The 19,303-nt window shown below is 44.8% G+C and carries 16 protein-coding genes and 1 riboswitch; of the genes, 3 read left to right on the top strand and 13 right to left on the bottom strand.

Going from position 1 to position 19,303, the window contains the following annotated elements; translation table 11 throughout:
* Window positions 1-211 precede the first annotated feature (211 nt).
* From ptsP to NSA57_RS04445, 11 genes are all read right to left on the bottom strand, one after another.
* On the bottom strand, window positions 212-1,840 hold the full coding sequence (ptsP, locus tag NSA57_RS04495; protein WP_022067265.1) for a phosphoenolpyruvate--protein phosphotransferase: 1,629 nt from the start codon (window positions 1,838-1,840) through the stop codon (window positions 212-214).
* Between the two features lie 40 nt (window positions 1,841-1,880).
* Window positions 1,881-2,138 (bottom strand): HPr family phosphocarrier protein, encoded by a 258-nt coding sequence (locus NSA57_RS04490; protein ID WP_022067266.1) that lies wholly within the window; start codon window positions 2,136-2,138, stop codon window positions 1,881-1,883.
* 141 nt (window positions 2,139-2,279) lie between these two features.
* Window positions 2,280-3,116 carry a PRD domain-containing protein gene (locus tag NSA57_RS04485; protein WP_022067267.1) on the bottom strand — a complete coding sequence of 279 codons (837 nt, stop codon included), beginning with the start codon at window positions 3,114-3,116 and terminating at the stop codon, window positions 2,280-2,282.
* A 22-nt stretch (window positions 3,117-3,138) separates the two neighbouring features.
* On the bottom strand, window positions 3,139-5,307 hold the full coding sequence (locus NSA57_RS04480) for a PTS sugar transporter subunit IIABC (RefSeq protein ID WP_178709744.1): 2,169 nt from the start codon (window positions 5,305-5,307) through the stop codon (window positions 3,139-3,141).
* Between the two features lie 206 nt (window positions 5,308-5,513).
* Window positions 5,514-6,128, bottom strand: a complete 615-nt coding sequence (locus tag NSA57_RS04475) for an NUDIX hydrolase (RefSeq protein WP_257464129.1) — start codon at window positions 6,126-6,128, stop codon at window positions 5,514-5,516.
* A 15-nt stretch (window positions 6,129-6,143) separates the two neighbouring features.
* Window positions 6,144-7,031, bottom strand: coding sequence for a death domain-containing protein (locus NSA57_RS04470; RefSeq protein ID WP_257464151.1), 888 nt, complete (start codon window positions 7,029-7,031; stop codon window positions 6,144-6,146).
* Between the two features lie 83 nt (window positions 7,032-7,114).
* Window positions 7,115-7,750, bottom strand: coding sequence for an ECF transporter S component (locus NSA57_RS04465; RefSeq protein WP_257464128.1), 636 nt, complete (start codon window positions 7,748-7,750; stop codon window positions 7,115-7,117).
* Between the two features lie 143 nt (window positions 7,751-7,893).
* A riboswitch (FMN riboswitch) is annotated at window positions 7,894-8,053 on the bottom strand.
* Between the two features lie 50 nt (window positions 8,054-8,103).
* The gene (locus NSA57_RS04460) at window positions 8,104-9,084 is read right to left on the bottom strand and encodes an ABC transporter permease (RefSeq protein WP_138270070.1); all 981 of its coding nucleotides are present in this window, start codon (window positions 9,082-9,084) and stop codon (window positions 8,104-8,106) included.
* 12 nt (window positions 9,085-9,096) lie between these two features.
* Window positions 9,097-10,173 (bottom strand): ABC transporter permease, encoded by a 1,077-nt coding sequence (locus NSA57_RS04455; RefSeq protein WP_022067273.1) that lies wholly within the window; start codon window positions 10,171-10,173, stop codon window positions 9,097-9,099.
* The gene (locus tag NSA57_RS04450) at window positions 10,170-11,705 is read right to left on the bottom strand and encodes an ABC transporter ATP-binding protein (RefSeq protein WP_257464127.1); all 1,536 of its coding nucleotides are present in this window, start codon (window positions 11,703-11,705) and stop codon (window positions 10,170-10,172) included. The genes NSA57_RS04455 and NSA57_RS04450 overlap by 4 nt, the downstream gene beginning before the upstream one ends.
* A gap of 149 nt (window positions 11,706-11,854) precedes the next feature.
* On the bottom strand, window positions 11,855-12,991 hold the full coding sequence (locus NSA57_RS04445) for a BMP family ABC transporter substrate-binding protein (protein WP_390427229.1): 1,137 nt from the start codon (window positions 12,989-12,991) through the stop codon (window positions 11,855-11,857).
* A gap of 369 nt (window positions 12,992-13,360) precedes the next feature.
* Here NSA57_RS04445 and NSA57_RS04440 point away from each other — a divergent pair, with 369 nt between their 5' ends.
* From NSA57_RS04440 to NSA57_RS04430, 3 genes are read left to right on the top strand one after another with little or no spacing between them, the layout of a single operon-like run.
* Entirely contained in the window at window positions 13,361-14,326 is a 966-nt protein-coding gene (locus NSA57_RS04440; RefSeq protein WP_257464126.1) for an ABC transporter substrate-binding protein, read from the top strand.
* 15 nt (window positions 14,327-14,341) lie between these two features.
* A complete protein-coding gene (locus tag NSA57_RS04435) occupies window positions 14,342-15,268 on the top strand; it encodes an ABC transporter permease (RefSeq protein WP_173751908.1) in 927 nt (308 codons plus the stop codon).
* Window positions 15,261-16,055, top strand: a complete 795-nt coding sequence (locus NSA57_RS04430) for an ABC transporter ATP-binding protein (RefSeq protein ID WP_022067278.1) — start codon at window positions 15,261-15,263, stop codon at window positions 16,053-16,055. The genes NSA57_RS04435 and NSA57_RS04430 overlap by 8 nt, the downstream gene beginning before the upstream one ends.
* Window positions 16,056-16,119: 64 nt before the next feature.
* Here NSA57_RS04430 and NSA57_RS04425 read toward each other — a convergent pair whose 3' ends face one another.
* On the bottom strand, window positions 16,120-18,273 hold the full coding sequence (locus tag NSA57_RS04425; protein WP_147598487.1) for a Tex family protein: 2,154 nt from the start codon (window positions 18,271-18,273) through the stop codon (window positions 16,120-16,122).
* A gap of 58 nt (window positions 18,274-18,331) precedes the next feature.
* Window positions 18,332-19,177 carry a DUF975 family protein gene (locus tag NSA57_RS04420; protein ID WP_022067280.1) on the bottom strand — a complete coding sequence of 282 codons (846 nt, stop codon included), beginning with the start codon at window positions 19,175-19,177 and terminating at the stop codon, window positions 18,332-18,334.
* Window positions 19,178-19,303 lie beyond the last annotated feature (126 nt).

Below are 19,303 nucleotides of genomic sequence, written 5' to 3'. Positions count from 1 at the left end.
GAATCTCGAGGCATATTTACTCTTACCACATATGTTTTTATAAATCTCAGTTTCATATAATATGAAATCATACAATAAATAAGCATATCCGAAATATTAACTGCAAAAAGACACCGGAACACAGTTCCGATGTCTCGCAAAAAGCTTTTATGACAGATATTAACATATAGTAAAAATATCTGGCTTCGATACCTGTTAACAATCTCTATATTCAGTCTTCTGCTTTCATTTCCCGGACGATCTTGCGGAGTTTCAGAATCATGGACGGAGCCACGGACAGCTCATCCAGTCCCATACGGACAAACTTCTCTGTCAGAGTCAGGTCAGCGCCCAGCTCCCCACAGATACCTGCCCATTTGCCGCATTTATGTGCATTGTCTACAACCATCTGTATCATCCGCAGAACTGCTTCATGATGCGGATTGTAAAAATCATCCAGTTTTTCGTTCTGACGGTCGATCGCCAGAGTATACTGAGTCAGGTCATTTGTTCCGATGCTGAAAAAGTCTACCATCTCAGCCAGACGGTCGCTGATCATAACAGCTGCCGGAGTCTCGATCATAATTCCCTGTTCCGGAATCCTGTACTGAATTTCCTGGGCTTTCAGCTCGATCTCCACCTCTTTCACAATCTCATAGATCTTTTCCACTTCCTCAACAGAAGTGATCATTGGATACATGATAGAAAGGTTACCGTATACAGCTGCACGGAAAAGAGCTCTCAGCTGAGTTTTAAAGATATCCGGCTGCTTCAGACAGATACGGATCGCACGGTATCCCAGTGCCGGATTCTCTTCATTTCCAAGATTAAAATAGTCCACCTGCTTATCCGCCCCGATATCAAGGGTACGGATAATGACCTTCTTACCGGCCATAGTCTGCACAACCTGCTTATATGCCTGGAACTGTTCTTCCTCTGTAGGAAAATCATTTCTGCCTAAATACAGGAATTCACTTCTGAAAAGTCCGATACCGCCTGCATCATTCTCCAGAACATAGCCGATATCTCCAACGCTTCCGATATTTGCATAGATATTGATCTTTTTACCATCAAGTGTGATATTTTCTTTTCCTTTCAGTTCCTGCAGAAGAGCAAGTTTCTCTTTTTCTTCCTGAACTCTTTTAAGTGTGGCTGCCTGAGTTTCTTCATCCGGCTCAAAAGTTACCTGTCCGGTAAATCCGTCTACTACTGCAGTCGTACCATTTTTCAGTTCGTCAAGTGCAAGAGGAACTCCGATCAGCGCCGGAATATTCATCATACGGGCAAGGATCGCAGTATGAGAGTTGGTGGAACCATGAACCGTAACAAAAGCAAGGATCTTTTCCTTATCCATCTGAACAGTTTCACTGGGACTCAGATCATCCGCTACAATGACAGACGGATCGATGTCACTTAAGTCTGCATCTTCCTGTCCGCTCAGATTGCGGACCAGACGTTCTGAAATGTCCTTGATGTCTGCTGCACGGGCTTTCATATAATCATCATCCATAGATGCAAACATCTGAGAGAAGTTATCCCCTGTTACTGCAACCGCATATTCTGCGTTTACCATTTCTGTCTGGATCATATTCTGAATAGCCTCCAGATAATCCTCATCCTCCAGCATCATCTGATGTACTTCAAAAATAGCCGCGCTTGCCTCTCCGACTTCTTTCAGTGCCTTGTCATAAAGCTTCTGAAGCTGTTCCTGAGAACGCTTTACTGCCTCCTGAACACGGCTGGTCTCAGCATCTGCATCCTCGATCCTGGATCTCTTTACCTGATAATCATTCTTTTTGAGGACGACTACCGGTCCCATTACAATTCCTTTATATACGGATTTTCCCTGGAAACTCTGCATACTTTTTTCCTCCCTGACCTGTGGCTTCTATATTTTGTGATTAGAGATTTTCGTTAAAGAATTTCTCCAGTTCTGCAATAGCAGTATCCTCATCTTCACCCTCTGCAGTCACCTTAACAAGATCTCCCTGTTTCGCACCAAGAGACATCAGCATCATGAGCTGAGAAAGTTTTACGCTTTTGCCACCTTTTTCGATCATACATACAGAGCTGTATTTTTTAGCCTCTTTTGCAAGAAGTCCTGCCGGTCTTGCATGGATTCCCAGTTCGTCTTTAATTGTGTACTCAAATGATTTCATGATATTCCTCCATTTTTTGTTTTTTGTTTTATTTTACATTATATCTATCTTTTTTACCATAGTATTTTAAAAAGTACTCTGCATATCATCATTCAATTCGTTGCTGTTCACGACCTTTACAGCAACGAGCCGCATGAACACTTACTTTAATTCCGTATCCATCACACGTTCCAGATGCATGGCAAGATATCCGACCTCCACATCATCCAGGCAGATCTTCAGATTTTTCATCATTTCTCCGCACACCTGGGATGCCATATCGAATGCTTTTGGAAAACGTATGGAAATATAATCGTTCATATTTACCTTCAGTTTTTCCCCGCTGAGAGCGCGGGCCACCATATAACGGATATGGTTCATCAGCCTGTTATAAGAAAGAGACATTACGTCAATGGTGGTCCCTGTCTGTTTTTCTACCAGAGAGATACAGTCTCTTACCGCCCTGGTCAGCTGCATGGCCTGGGAAACTTTCTGATCTTCGATAGCTGCATGAACATGAAGGGCAATATATCCGATCTCATGCTCATCAATTTCCACATGAAGCCTTTCCCTGAGAAGCTGTTCGGCACACTTGGCAACCTTGTATTCCTGATGGAACAGAATCCGTATATCCTCCGTAAGAGGATTACTAATCTGTTCCTGGTTTCGGATACGCTGTACAGCAAAAGCAAGGTGATCTGCCATAGGGAATAAAATAGAACGATCAATCTGACCAAATACTTTTTCTGCATGATCAAGGATCTCTCCTGCCAGCTCCAGGCACTCCGGAGGAACGGAGCGAATGATCTCTTCTGCTGATCCTCTTTCCGTAAGTTCCGTCAGCGTGTAGACTTTTGCATCTTCTCCCACGGAAATACTTTCGCTCACCTTTCTGCCGAAAGCAATGCCCTTTCCCATGATCAGACATTTACACTTATCTTTACTTCGAATCCCAATAAATGTATTATGATTTAAAACCTTCACTATCCTGTACATCATCCGTATCTTTCCCCATCGGATCCTAGTTCAGCACTTCCACCTCAAACAGTGGTTCTCCTGCTTTCACCGGTCCCTCTTTCAGAAGACGGATCCTCTGATCGTCTTCAAGCTCCGTACAGAGAACCGGCGTCGCCAGAGACGGCGCATTGGCTTTCAGATAATCCAGATCCAGCTTCAGCATAGGCTGACCTTTTTTTACCTTCTGTCCGTTTTCCACCAGAACCTCAAATCCCTCTCCATTTAATTTTACTGTATCGATTCCTACGTGGATCAGGAGGCTGATCCCGGAATCTGTCATATATCCAATAGCATGCTTTGTGTCAAATACAAAAGCAACTTCTCCATCCTCCGGAGCACATACAAATGCTTCCTCAGGTGTTACTACGGCGCCGTCTCCCATCATCTTCTGTGCAAAAGCTTCGTCAGGAGCTGTTCCCAGATCCGCTGCCATTCCGGTAACAGGGCTGGAGATCACGATGCGTTTTACAACCTTTTTCTCTGTTTCTGTATTCTTTGTTTCTTCCTGCTTTGTTTCTCCTGCTTCCTCTGTTTCTGCATAGGTATCCGGAGCTTTTTCCAGATAATCCTCCAGATTAGATTTAATCACCGTCACATTTGGTCCGTAAATAACCTGCACTCCATTTCCTTTATGGACTACGCCGGAAGCTCCTGTTGCTTTCAGGATGCTGTCATTGACCCTGGAAGCATCGTGGATCGTACAACGAAGCCTTGTTGCACAACAGTCCACATCACTGATATTCTTTTTGCCGCCAAGGCCTCTGGTGATCGCCTCGCTGACCGGATCCTCACTGTCTGAAGCCTGTACCTCTCCGGCTGCAGCTTTTCTGGCATTCACGTCTGCCTTTGTATAAAGTTTTGTTTCCACATCGTCTTCTTCACGTCCAGGAGTTTTGAAATCAAATTTCCGGATCATGAATTTAAAAATAAAATAGTATAAAAGGAAGTAGATAATACCTACAGGGATTACTCGAAGCCAGCTGGTCTTTTCATTTCCCTGAAGAATACCAAACAGGAAAAAGTCAAGAAATCCGCCGGAAAAAGTAAGACCTACCGCAACATTCAGCATATGAGCGATCATATAGGCAGAACCTGCAAGGATCACCTGTACTGCAAAAAGAGCCGGCGCTACAAACAGGAAAGAAAATTCCAGCGGTTCTGTGATACCTGTTGCCATACATGCCAGAGCTGCAGAAAGGAGAAGACCGCCTGCTGCTTTTTTCTTTTCAGGCTTCGCGCACTGATACATAGCCAGCGCTGCGCCGGGAAGACCAAAGATCATAAAAATAAACTCGCCGGAAAAATATCTGGTAGCATCTGCACTGAAATGTGCAATATTTGCGGAATCAGCCAGCTGTGCAAAAAAGATATTCTGTCCACCCTGTACCATCTGACCTGCCACTTCCATAGTGCCGCCAACTGCAGTCTGCCAGAAAGGCATATAGAATACGTGATGCAGTCCAAACGGGATCAGCGCTCTCTTAATGAGACCAAAGATCAGCGTTCCCGCATATCCGGAACCTGTCACAAGACCACCCAGTGCAAAAATACCATTCTGAACTGCCGGCCATACAAAATACATCAAAATTCCCACAAACATGTATACGATCGTGGAAATAATAGGAACAAATCTTGTTCCTCCAAAGAAAGACAATGCGCTTGGAAGCTGGATTCTATAAAAACGATTATGAAGAGCCGCCACTCCAAGGCCTACAATAATTCCTCCAAATACGCCCATCTGAAGAGACTGAATACCGCAGACGGAAGTAATTGTTCCCTCAAGGACAGATTCTGCAATCTCTCCATTTTCAAGAATCAGTCCGTTGTTGATAAGCATGGCGTTGATTGCTGTATTCATAACAAAATAAGCAATTACTGCAGAAAGAGCGGAAACCTCTTTCTCTTTTTTTGCCATCCCAATGGCAACACCCACTGCAAAAATCAAAGGCAGGTTGTCAAAAACAGCGCTTCCTACCTTATTCATAATCATGAGAAGATAGTGGAGAATGGTTCCATCTCCCAGAATTTTTGTTAATCCATAAGTTTCAATAGTGGTTGCGTTCGTAAACGAACTTCCGATACCCAGCAGAAGGCCTGCTACCGGAAGGATGGCGATAGGGAGCATAAAGCTTCGTCCTATACGCTGAAGAACACTGAAAATTTTGTCTTTCATTCTTACTTTACTCCTTCTTATTTTATTATCATCTAAGAAGTGAGTATACGCAGCTGTATCCTGTTTCAACCGGTTTTTTGTACAAAAAAAGACACTACTACACATAAACACTTCTCGTTATGTATAGTTAATGCCTCCCAAAGAGTAACACACTATAGCTTTTATAACCATAAAAACTATAGCATGTTTTTCTCGTATTTGTCAAGCTATATTTCCTCATTCAGAAATTCGAACGGTTCTTCATCTTTCAGAAAATTCATCAGCATATAAGCGCACATGATGGCTACACGCTCTTCCTTCAGGATGCGTCTTACTTCATTCCGATCTGCCAGAACCACCTCAATCTCCTCGCTGTCCTCCTGGGCTGCCTTACTGATCTCACCGGAAGCATAACCGTAAACGGTGGCGCAAGATTCATCCGTAAGCCCTACGGTAGTAAAATAAGGCTTTTCAAAGGCCGGATCCACATGCAGTGGAGTAAAGACAAGCCCTGTCTCCTCATACATTTCACGGACTGCCCCTTCATGAAGATCTTCTCCCGGCTCTACCAGCCCTGCAGGAAATTCATATACATATCCGCCAAGGGTATAGCGATACTGGCGGATCAGCACCACTCTGTCTTTTTTCTCCCCGAACAGGCTGTAGATGATAACGCCGTCCGGATCGTTTTTTCCTGTTTTCAGTTTCAGTTCACTGACTGCTTTCGCTCTGGATGCCACAAAGTAAGATACCGGCGTATTATGTACACTGGTTGCATCCACATGATACAGATTGACAAAACGGTTGTCGGTAAGTTTTTCTACATGATGTATCTTTCCCATAGTTAATTTTCTCCTTTAAAATAAATCCAGCATGTTGTCTAAATATATTTTTTCTCTTATATGAATATGATACTCCGGTTTTGTCATATAATAAAGCAAAAATTCCAGAATCAAAGCACTGCCAAGTCCCCGTCCCTCTATTTTAAAATTAGAAAATCCCATCGGAAGGTAAACATTTTTTATGTCATCAATGCTGATAAATCCTGGATTTTCCATTGCTTTTGAAAAACGGTAACCACTTCCTGCATCCGGAGCCGCACAGTGATGCTCCGGACAGTCCTCTCCAAGGTTTTTACGGCTCACAGTCTCATAACAGCTTTTTCTGTCTGTACAGCCAAACCAGCAGCATTCATTACATAAAAATTCCACCTTGTCTTTCTGGCTCTGGGACAGAATTTTCCATTTATCAAAAGACTTATTGAGACGAAAATCCGGTACGGCATAAAGAAAATCCTCCCGGTTGACTTCCTTCATAAATAATTGAAAATCTGTCAGTACCTTTGTGGTAGACGAAACAAAATAAAGTTCCGGATAATTTATTTTTAAATATTCCAGAAGCAGGTCTGAATGAACAATCACACCATTTTGTCCCTTTTTTGCAAACACTTCACAAAGAGCATTGCACTTTTTATCCAAAAGATGTTCCTGCCTGAGCAGAGAATTACTGAATGTCAGTCGGGCTGAAATCCCATATTCCTGCATCAGGGCCAAAACCTCCTGCGGATCATGATTTCCCTCTCCTACACGGCCGCCGCCCCAGATACAATCTGCCGGAGCTCCGTATACAGAGCCTATCTCACACCAGTCATAAAAATATTCTCTGTGCCTGCGGTATAACGGAAAAAATATCTGATACAGTTCGTAAAATTCAAACAATCCTGGAAGATGAAAATATACCTTGATAGCAAACCCTCCTTCTTTCTTCCCAAAAGGAAAACAACCAAAGCCTCAGCCCTGATTGTTTTCTTTTTATTTCAATATTATTTTCAGTCGCCTTTTAAAATAACACGGATCCTTTTATAAATAAAAAACACGATCACGGAAGTCAGTGTATACTTAAACAGATTAAAAGGAACAATGATCATTGCCACAAATCCAAGCAGACTGTTTACAGAAGGATTTACAGCTGTCCCCATTTCAATAAATGCCTCCACAGGCATTCCAAAAGCTTTTCCATATGCCGGGAGAAGTACAAAAGCGTTCATCAGACAAGCGGCCGCAGTTGTAAGAACTGTTCCTACAGCCATTCCCTCTACAGCATGTTTCCTGCTTTTGATATGGTGGAAACGGTAGATCAGGCCTGCCGGAATCACAAAAGCACAGCCAAAAATAAAGTTTGCCACATCACCCACACCTGCAGTCATGGTTCCCTTTGTCACAAGATGTACCAGAATCTTCACCAGCTCGATCACCACACCTGCCAGAGGTCCCATGGCAAAGCTTCCTATCAGAACAGGGATCTCCGAAAAATCAAGCTGATAAAACGATGGCGCCAGAAACGGAATCGGAAACTCAAAGTTCATCAGTACTCCTGCCACAGCTCCCAGCATAGCAATCTGTGTCAGTGTCCTTGTCCGACTTCTCTCCATTACATTCCCACCTCTTAAAACCTGTTCACTCATACTTTATCTCTCCTTTTCTTTTTTGAAGGTCATGAATAACAGCCTTCTTCTCAAAGAAAATTCCTCTCAGGTTGCGTACTGATTTCCTGCTGCGCAAAAAACCCCGGGAAATATTCCCGGGGCACTGAGCACGTAAAAACAAGCGTGTTCTTCTCTCATCCAGACTTTACTGTCGGTTCTGGAATTCCGGATGCTTCCGGTCACCAGATCAACCGCTCATAGCGGGTCGCGGACTATACCGCCGGTAGGGAATTCCGCTTTCTGCATCATGCAGATCACAGTCACCCTGCCCCGAAGAATTTCCTTTTATATGCTTTATTATACTGCCGTATAAATGTATTTGCAATACTTTTTTAGCGTTCTTCCCTGAAGTACGGAAGTCCCAGACCTGCCGGAGGCTGGTGTTCCTTCTTTTTACGGAAGCTGGTAAACACAAGAACAATAATCGTAACCACATAAGGCAGAGCCTTAAATACTTCCTGCATACTTCTTCCCAGTCCCGGGATATAAAGATACAGGATGTAGAGTGCTCCAAACAGAAACGCACCCCAGATGGCATTAAGCGGTTTCCACAGGGCAAAGATAACAAGGGCAACTGCCAGCCATCCTCTGTCTCCAAAACCGTTGTCTGTCCAGGTTCCGCCTGAATACTCCATAACGAAATACAGTCCGCCCAGACCTGCAAGTCCTGCTCCGATACAGGTAGAAAGATATTTATACTTGGTAACATTGATTCCCGCCGCATCTGCAGTTCCCGGGTTCTCTCCGATGGCACGGAGATTCAGTCCATATCTTGTTTTAAACAAAAATACAGAAAGGACTACTGCCGCAATGATACACAGATACGTCATAAATCCATAGCTGAAGAAAAGATCTCCGATCACCGGAATTTCAGATAATCCCGGAATCTTGGCTGTATAGGCGCTTCCTGTAACCTTTACGGAAATCTGTCCTACACCGCCTGCAAGCTTGGAAATAGAACCGCCGAAAAAGTTTCCGAAGCCGGTACCGAAAATAGTAAGGGCAAGACCGGTTACGTTCTGGTTTACTCTGAGCGTAATCGTCAGGACACTGTAGATCAGTCCGCCAAGGGATGCAACCACAAACGCACACAAAAGTGAGATCAGAACTCCCACCAGAGCATTGGGATTGGGGTTATCCTTTTCGTAGAAAAATGCTCCCATAAGTCCGGAAATACCGCCCATGTACATAATTCCCGGAATTCCCAGATTCAGGTTTCCGGATTTTTCCGTCATAATCTCGCCAAGCGCACCATACAGAATACAGATGCCCTGGACAATGGCTTTTTGAATAAAAATAATAAGAACACTCATTGCATCTTCCTCCTATTTCTTTGCGCGCTCAACCTTATAGTTAATAAAGAACTCTGCTCCGATCAGGAAAAACAGAATAATTCCAAGGATTACATCGGAAGCATTTTCATTTAATCCGTACTGAGTTGCGATCTGCACTGCACCCTGCTGCATAAACACGATGCCAAAGGATACTGCCAGCATGATAAATGTATTAAACTTGGAAAGCCATGCAACAATAATCGCTGTAAAGCCTCTGCCGTCTGCTGTTGCAGTGGAAATTGTATGACTTGCGCCGCTGACAATAATAAAGCCTGCCACACCGCAGATAGCGCCGGAAATGGCCATGGTACGGATAATTACTCTTTTTACACGGATTCCCGCATATCTTGCTGTATTCTCACTTTCACCTACGACTGCAATCTCATAGCCCTGCTTGCTGTATTTCAGGTAAATAAACATCACAACTGTAAATACAAGAACGATCAGGACATTCCATCCGTATTTCTGTCCGAAAAGTTCCGGAAGCCAGCCTGCCTGAGTGGTCTGATTAATAATTCCCACCGTATTGGAGCCCTTGGGATTCTCCCAGAACACAATGCAGAACGTAACGATCTGCATAGCAACATAATTCAGCATCAGAGTAAACAGTGTTTCGTTTGTATTCCAGTATGCTTTGAACACTCCGGGAATCATTCCCCAGATCATTCCGCCAAGCGCGCTGCATACAAACATTATAATAAGAAGGAGTACCGGAGACATGCTGTCCCCTGCATAGATCATCACAGCTGCCGCACAGGCTCCGCCTACCAGAATCTGACCTTCTGCACCGATATTCCAGAAACGCATTTTAAATGCCGGAGCCAGACCGATTGCAATACACAGAAGAACCATCGTATCACGAAGAGTGATCCATACACGGCGTTCAGAACCTAAAGCGCCGTCCCAGATCGCTTTATATACATCCATGGGGTTCATTCTTACCAGTAAAAAAATCACGCCCGCGCACACGATCAGAGACAGAAGAAGGGCAATAAAACGAATCAGAAGCCGTTTCTGCCAGCTGATCTTTTCACGCTTGGCCATTTTTAAGAAAGGTTCTCTTTTCATGACTGCTCCCCTCCTTTTTCATGTTTTGTCATCAGAAGGCCAATTCCCTCTTTTGTGGCAGTTCTTCCATTTACAACTCCGCTTATTTTTCCGCCGCAGAGCACAGCGATCCTGTCGCTGAGAGCAAGAAGTACGTCCAGATCCTCGATAACGCAGATCACTGCTACTCCGTGCTTTTTCTGCTCATTTAAAAGTTTGTAAATGGTATGGGAAGAATTAATATCAATTCCCCTTGTAGGATATGCTACCATAAGAAGCTTCGGATTCTGTGCGATTTCGCGTCCTACCAGTACTTTCTGTACATTTCCGCCTGACATCTGACGTACAGGCGCTGAAATACTTGGCGTCATGACTTCAAGCTGATCCTTGATCTCTGAGGCAAGCTGCCTTGGCCCTCTTCTGTCCAGAAGACCGCCTTTGCCATTGTGATAGCTTCGCAGCATCATATTATCTGTCATATCCATATCGCCTACCAGACCCATACCGATACGGTCCTCAGGCACAAAGGCAAGACTTACGCCAAGCTCCTGGATCTCCACAGAATTCATTTTTGCCAGATCTTTCACATTTCCGTCGCTGTCTGTAAACCGGATACTTCCGCTTTCAGTAGGCTGCAGTCCTGCAATAGCTTCCAGAAGTTCCTTCTGTCCGCTTCCGGAAATTCCGGCAATACCCAGGATTTCTCCACTGTTGACCGTAAGATCTACATCATCCAGTGTTTTGACGCCTTCTTTATCTTTGCAGGTCAGCCCCTTAATCTCCAGGCGTTTCTCCGGATTTACCGGATCCGGACGGTCGATATCCAGGTCCACCTTGGCGCCTACCATCATCTCTGACAGACTCTGAACACTTGCGCCGGAAGTCTCTACCGTATCTATGTAGCAGCCTTTTCTGAGGATCGCCACACGGTCAGAAAGAGCCAGAACCTCCTGAAGCTTATGAGTGATAATGATAATGGAGCATCCGTCGTCCCTCATATTTCTGAGAATATCAAACAGTCTGTCCGCCTCCTGAGGAGTCAGAACAGCAGTAGGCTCATCCAGGATCAGTATCCTGGCTCCCCTGTAAAGCATTTTGACAATTTCTACCGTCTGCTTCTGGGAAACAGACATTTCATAGATCTTCTGGGACAGATCCAGGTCAAATCCATATTTATTAACAAGAACCTGAATCTCCTCTGTGATCTTTTTCATATTCAGCATTGCTTTTCCCGGAAGACCGAGAACAATATTTTCTGCTGCTGTAAGAACATCCACCAGTTTAAAATGCTGGTGCACCATACCGATTCCCAAAGCATGAGAATCCTTTGGCGAGCGGATCGTAACTTCTTTTCCATCTACCAGAATATGTCCCTCATCCGGATAGTAAATTCCATAGATCATATTCATCAGCGTGGTTTTTCCGCTTCCGTTCTCTCCCAGGATCGCAAGGATCTCGGATTTTCTGAGAGTGAGATCCACATGGTCATTTGCCAGAACGGAACCGAAACGCTTGGTGATCTGTTTCAGTTCAAGAGCATAATTCTCTCCCACTTCTATTCCCTCCTTTGATGCATTGAACAGTAAATTTATACTATATACAGATTGCTCTGCTTTTTTATACAATCGAATCCTGTTGTTAAAAGTATTCCATCATATAAAAAAGCAGAGCTGCTGACAAGCAGCTCCGCCGTGTATCTGCCTTATTCCACGATAGAGGTGATTCCGTCGATCGCAAGATCGAATGCCGGAGCAGATCCGAATTCAGACTCATGGAAATATCCGTCAGATACGTACTCTGTTCCATCTTTCTCATATGTGGTAACTTCTTTGCCGTCAACTGTAAATGTAGAAGTATCAAATACATGAAGAGAACCGTCAATGATTGCATCCTCTACTTCTTTTACCTTTTCTTCTGTTCCTTCTGCTACAGTCTTCTCATTGAGTGGTGTCAGTCTGTCTGCGCCATCTGCGAAGCCCTTGCACCAGTCAACATCGATCTCTGTTCCGTCCAACATGCACTGCACTGCATAGGTGTAATATACGCCCCAGTTAATGGATGCAGATGTAAGAGCTGTGTTCGGAGCAACAGAAGTCATATCAATGTTATAGCCTACACATGGAACGCCTGCTGCCTCACATGCTGTAGGAGCGCCTGTTGTATCTGCGTGCTGACTGATCAGAACACATCCATCAGAGATCAGAGCGTCTGCACACTCTTTTTCCAGGTCAAAGCTTGCCCAGCTGTTTGTATATTTTACTTCCATAGTAACTGCAGGGCATACGCTCTTTGCGCCAAGATAGAAAGAAGTATATCCGGAAATAACCTCTGCATACGGGAATGCGCCTACATATCCCATTTTTGCCTGATCTTCTGTGATCTCTCCGGCTTCGATCATCTCGTTCAGCTTAAGTCCGGCAACAACACCGGATACATAACGGGATTCATAAATGTTTGTAAAATAGTTGTGCATGTTTGCAAGTCCGCTTGCCTTTGCCTGAGTTCCTGTTGCATGGCAGAACTGAACCTCCGGATATTCTCCTGCAGCCTGCAGAACATAAGTCTCATGACCAAAGCTGTTTGCGAACACGATCTGGCATCCCTGGTCTGCCAGGTCTGCTGCTGCGTCATAAGCCGCCTCGTTTTCTCCGATCAGAGTTTTTTCGATCACCTGGTCTTCTTCCAGTCCCAGATTCTCAACCATCTCATCAATTCCTGCCATATGAGCAGCACTGTAACCTTCGTTTTCGTCACCAATGTAAATAATTCCCACTTTCAGGTCTTCTTTTGCAACACCGTCTCCCTCTGCATACACCGGCGCTGTCATGGAAACTGCCATAGCCGCTGCCAGACCTACTGCTAATGCTTTTTTCATCCTCTTTTCCTCCATTCTTACCCATAGGTATTCCTGCCTGCGCAGGAACACAGTGAATATGTTTTATGAAACATAAAGAGGCACAACACCGTCTGCGTTCCGCCTCTCTGCAAGTACTTCAATCATACCGAAAATGGCGTAAATTGTCAATACAATCAGAAAATTCAAACTGTTTTTTCGGCTAACTAAATTTTTTTAAGCTACTATTTTCTTTATTGTTCATCCGCTTGACTTCTTAGCGTTAAAGCGTTATACTTTAGAAGTTAAAAGCAGAGAAGTAAATCTTCTCTCTGTACAGTTAAACACAAATGGAATAAAAGGAGGATATATATTATGAAAAAAGAAATTTTTGCCTTAACACTTTCCGCTGTAATGGCTGCCGGTACCTGCAGCATACCTGTAATGGCTGCTGATGACACCTATAATGTGGGCATCTGTCAGCTGGTTCAGCATGAGGCTCTTGACGCTGCCACACAGGGCTTTAAAGACGCTCTCACAGAAGAATTCGGTGACAAGGTTACTTTTGACGAACAGAACGCACAGGGCGACTCCAATACCTGTTCTACTATTATCAATAATTTTGTTTCTAATGATATGGATCTGATTCTGGCTAATGCAACTGCCGCTCTTCAGGCAGCAGCCGCAGGAACTGAAGATATTCCGGTACTGGGCACTGCTGTTACAGAATACGGCGTTGCTCTGGATCTTGATGATTTCGACGGTACGGTAGGAACAAACATTTCCGGCACTTCCGACCTTGCGCCTCTTGATCAGCAGGCTGCTATGCTTAACGAGCTGTTCCCGGATGCAAAAAATGTAGGACTTCTCTACTGCTCTGCTGAACCCAACTCCCAGTATCAGGTGGACACTGTGAAGGAAGAACTTGAAAAGCTGGGATATACCTGTGAATATTATGCATTTTCTGATTCCAACGATCTTTCTTCCGTTGTCACCACAGCGGCTTCCGAAAGCGATGTGATCTATGTTCCCACAGACAACACAGCAGCTTCCAATGCTGAGATCATTAACAATATCTGCCTTCCGGAAAAGGTTCCGGTAATCGCAGGTGAAGAAGGTATCTGCAGCGGATGCGGCGTTGCCACACTTTCTATCAGCTACTATGATCTCGGTACTGCCACAGGAAAAATGGCTGTAAAAATTCTGAAGGGCGAAGAAGATGTTGCTGAAATACCTGTGGAATACGCACCGAATTTCACCAAAAAATATAACCCGGAAATCTGCGAAGAGCTTGGACTGGAAATTCCGGATGACTACGAAGCCATCGCTGCTGAAGAATAAGCCAGGAGGTTCCCCATGGATATTATGAGTTTAATAAACGCCCTTCCCGGAGCCGCTGCCCAGGGACTGATCTGGGGCATTATGGCCATCGGCGTATATCTCACCTTCCGTATTCTGGATGTTGCCGATCTGACAGTTGACGGTACCATGTGTACCGGAGGCGCAGTGTGCATCATGATGCTGATGAGCGGCCAGAACATCTGGGTTTCCATGCTGGCTGCCACAGGAGCCGGAATGCTGGCCGGACTTGCCACTGGAATCTTCCATACAGTTATGGGGATTCCCGCAATCCTTGCCGGAATCCTGACTCAGCTTGGACTTTATTCCGTAAACCTCAAGATCATGGGAAAAGCCAATCAGGCAGTCAATTCCAGTAAGTATGATCTTCTGGTATCTCTGAGAAATATAAAGGACGTACCTTTTTATCAGAACACCATTCTGATCGTAGCTGTTTTTATTGTGATCCTGATTGCTGTTCTCTACTGGTTTTTCGGAACGGAAATCGGCTGCTCTCTCCGCGCCACAGGCTGTAATCCAAATATGTCCAGAGCTCAGGGCATCAACACGGATTTCGCCAAGGTTCTGGGACTTATGATCTCCAATGGTCTTGTAGCTCTCTCCAGCGCATTTCTTGCCCAGTATCAGGGCTTTGCAGATGTGAATATGGGCCGCGGCGCTATTGTGATCGGTCTGGCAGCCGTCATCATCGGAGAGGCTGTTTTCGGAAAAATATTCCGCAACTTTGCGCTCCGTCTTTTCAGTGTGGCTCTTGGTTCCATTTTGTACTACCTGGTTCTTCAGGCAGTGATCTGGATGGGAATCGACACAGATCTTCTGAAGCTTCTGTCCGCACTTGTGGTTGCTGTTTTTCTTGCAGTTCCTTACTGGAAAGCAAAGTATTTTGCAAAACCAATGAAACGCGGAGGTAATACAAATGCTTGAGCTGAAAAATTTATATAAAACCTTCAACCCCGGCACCATAAATGAAAAACTGGCCCTTAACGGACTTTCCCTTACCTTAAAGGAGGGAGATTTCGTTACCGTGATCGGAGGCAACGGAGCCGGAAAATCCACCATGCTGAATGCAGTAGCCGGAACCTGGATGGTAGACGAAGGCCAGATCCTTATTGACGGCACTGATGTTACCAGGCTTTCCGAACATAAAAGAGCCGCATATCTCGGCCGCGTTTTCCAGGATCCCATGACGGGAACCGCTGCAACCATGGGAATTGAAGAAAATCTGGCGCTGGCAAAGCGCCGGGGCAAAACACGTTTTCTCCGTCCGGGAATCACCCGAAAAGAACGGGATGAATACCGGGAGCTTCTGAAAGTTCTCGGTCTCGGTCTTGAAGACAGACTTACCTCCAAGGTCGGTCTGCTGTCAGGAGGTCAGAGACAGGCTCTTACCCTTCTGATGGCAACTCTGAAAAAGCCAAAGCTTCTTCTTCTGGACGAGCACACTGCTGCTCTGGATCCCAAAACCGCAGCAAAGGTTCTGGAGATCACAGATATGATCGTCAACCGTGATCACCTGACCACAATGATGATCACCCACAATATGCAGGATGCCATCAATCACGGAAACCGACTGATCATGATGATGGAAGGAAAGATCATTCTGGATATTGAAGGAGAAGAAAAGAAAAAACTGACTGTAAGAAATCTTCTGGATCAGTTTGAAAAAGCAAGCGGTCAGGAATTTTCCAACGATTCCGCACTGTTAAGCTGATAAAAAAAAGCCTGCATTTCAATTTGAAGTGCAGGCATTTTTTATCTCAATCCATGTTATCTTTTTATTTAATTCCTCTCATGGAAAGGCTGATACGTTTTTTCTTCATATCAACCCCCAGTACGCGGACGTCAACTACATCACCAACGCTGACAGCTTCCAGAGGATGCTTGATATACTTTTCACTGATCTCTGAAATATGCACAAGACCGTCCTGATGAACTCCGATATCTACAAAGGCTCCGAAGTCAATCACATTTCTTACGGTTCCCTTCAGGATCATTCCCTCTTTCAGATCTTTCAGATCAAGAACATCGGTACGAAGAACCGGTTTCGGCATCTCCTCACGGGGATCTCTTGCCGGTTTTTCCAGTTCTTTCACAATATCTCTCAGTGTGATCTCACCCACTCCAAGCTCTTCTGAAAGTTTTTTATAATCGCTGATCTTACGGGAAATTCCGCTGAGCTTTCCTCCGGCAATGTCCTCAGTGGTAAATCCCATTTTTTCCAGAAGCTTCTGAGCCGCCTCATAGCTTTCCGGATGTACGCTTGTAGAATCAAGAGGATTTTTGCCGCCTGTGATCCTGGTAAAGCCGGCGCACTGTTCAAATGCTTTCGGTCCGAGCTTCGCCACCTTCAAAAGCTCCCGTCTGCTGTTAAAACGACCGTTTTCTTCTCTGTATGCCACGATATTTTTTGCAATGGCCTTACTGATTCCGGAAATATACTCCAGAAGGGAGGCGGAAGCCGTGTTCAGATCCACGCCCACTTTATTTACACAGTCCTCTACCACTCCGCCAAGAGCTTCTCCCAGCTTCTTCTGGTTCATATCATGCTGATACTGTCCCACGCCAATGGATTTCGGATCGATCTTCACAAGCTCTGCAAGAGGATCCTGAAGCCTTCTTGCAATAGAAGCCGCGCTTCTCTGCCCTACATCAAAATTAGGAAATTCCTCTGTGGCAAGCTTACTTGCAGAATATACAGAAGCTCCTGCCTCGTTGGTGATCACATAGGAAACCTGCTCCGGGATCTCCTTCAGAAGCTCCACAATGATCTGTTCTGACTCTCTGGATGCTGTTCCGTTGCCCAGAGAGATAAGAGAAATATTATATTTTCTGATCAGCTTTGTCAGTGTGTCCTTTGCTGCACGGATCTTGGCCTCAGAAGTAGGAGCTGTAGGATAGATCACTGTTGTATCCAGGACCTTTCCCGTAGCGTCCACTACTGCCAGCTTACATCCGGTACGGAAGGCAGGATCCCATCCCAGAACCACCTTGCCCATGATCGGCGGCTGCATAAGAAGCTGCTCCAGATTTTTTCCAAATACATGAATGGCTCCGTCTTCTGCTTTTTCTGTAAGCTCACTTCTGATCTCACGTTCAATGGCCGGAGCGATCAGACGCTTGTAGCTGTCCTCCACAACCTCTTTCAGAACAGGAGTCGTCTTGGGATTGTCCTTTTTGATCACCTGACGGGTAAGCCATCCCAGGATCTCTTCCTCAGGCGCATTGATCTTTACGGTAAGGATCTTTTCTTTTTCTCCACGGTTCAGCGCAAGAACTCTGTGGCCTGCAAGCTTTTTCACCGGCTCCTCAAACTCATAATACATCTCGTATACAGAGCTTTCCTCAGGCTTTCTGGCAGAAGAAACAACGGTTCCCTTCTGTGCGGTCAGCTTACGGATATAAATTCTGTAATCTGCCTCATCAGAAATATGCTCTGCCAGAATATCTTTTGCTCCGTCAAGGGCAGCCTTTACATCTGCAACGCCTTTTTCTTCGGATACAAAAGCTTCAGCCTCTTTTTCAGGCGCTTTATCTGTCATCTGAAGCATCAGGATATTTGCCAGCGGCTCCAGTCCTTTTTCTCTTGCAATAATAGCCCGGGTACGCCGTTTCGGCCTGTACGGACGGTACAGGTCTTCTACAACCACAAGTGTCCGGGCTTCAAGAATCTGTTTTTTCAGCTCCGGCGTCAGTTTTCCCTGCTCCTCAATACTTCCGATCACCTGATTTTTCTTATCTTCCAGGTTTCTCAGATACAGAAGTCTCTCATGGAGAGAACGAAGCTGCTCGTCATTTAAGGAACCTGTTGCTTCCTTACGGTAACGGGAAATAAACGGAATGGTGCAGCCCTCATCGATCAGCTTCACCGCAGCTTCCACCTGCCACTTTTCTACACTCAGCTCCTTTGTAATTATCTGAATAATATCCATATTTTCCTCCAGTTGTTTTGTTCGCATCTATTTCTCACGAAAATATTTTTATCAGAATCTACGCCTCTGAATTATAATCATCTCCTGTGCGCTGTTCCTGTAACTCTTTATCTGCAGCAGTATCTTCCAGTTCTTTCGGAATCCAGTCTGCCACCTCATGCATATGTTTTTTATGAGTTTCTTTCAGCTCTCCGGTCACATCCATATAGAATATAGTATTTGTGGCGTATATATATGGCATTACCCACAATAAGCCCACATACAGAAACAGTATGGAAAGAAACATCAGAGGAATAAAGCTGATCTGCAGCACAAGATACTGCATCATATGTCCCTTCATCAGAGACGCGCTTTTTTTCAGAGCCTCTCTCCCCTTCATCTGCGGATTATCTGCAAGGATATAAAATGCCATGGCAAAGGGAAGTTTAATCACAACTCCCAGAACTGTTGCTGCCAGCGCACTGTACATAATCGGCTGACTCCATTCCAGCACCGCTTCCATTGTCTCTGCTGCCGGAGCAGTCATGTTTACCATATAATAAAAGGGAATCATAAGAACCGTATCGATCAGCGCCATGATCAGGGCAGCCGACAATACTCCGTCTGATCCTTTTTTAAACATATAGATCAGATTTCCGAATCTGTACTCCCGTCCACGGGCCATGTTCAGAAGCATAAAATTATATCCTGTACTGATCACCATGGAAAGCAGAGAAACAATAAACAGAAAAGCTTCTCCCAGAAGCCATGCCAGAAAGGAATCTCCGGGAAAAAGTTTAATTGCAGCCATTGTTCCTATTGTATTTAATGCCGGTGCCGCCATCATTGCCAGAATGGCAATTCCCCATTTTCCACTTAAAAACTGCTTTGCACAGGCTTTCCAGTAACGTCTGTTTCCAATCATTTTCAACCCTCTCTTTCTTCTGCTATTTAGATACTTTAGCACGAATTAATAAAAGTGTCGATATTTTTTTACGATTTGCGAAAGTTTTGTCCCGGTCCCATGAAAGCTGCAGTTCTTCTTCACCAC

The organism is Blautia caecimuris (assembly GCF_024622975.1).
GTDB classification, from domain to species: domain Bacteria; phylum Bacillota; class Clostridia; order Lachnospirales; family Lachnospiraceae; genus Blautia_A; species Blautia_A caecimuris.
This window is presented reverse-complemented; position numbering and strand designations above follow the sequence as displayed.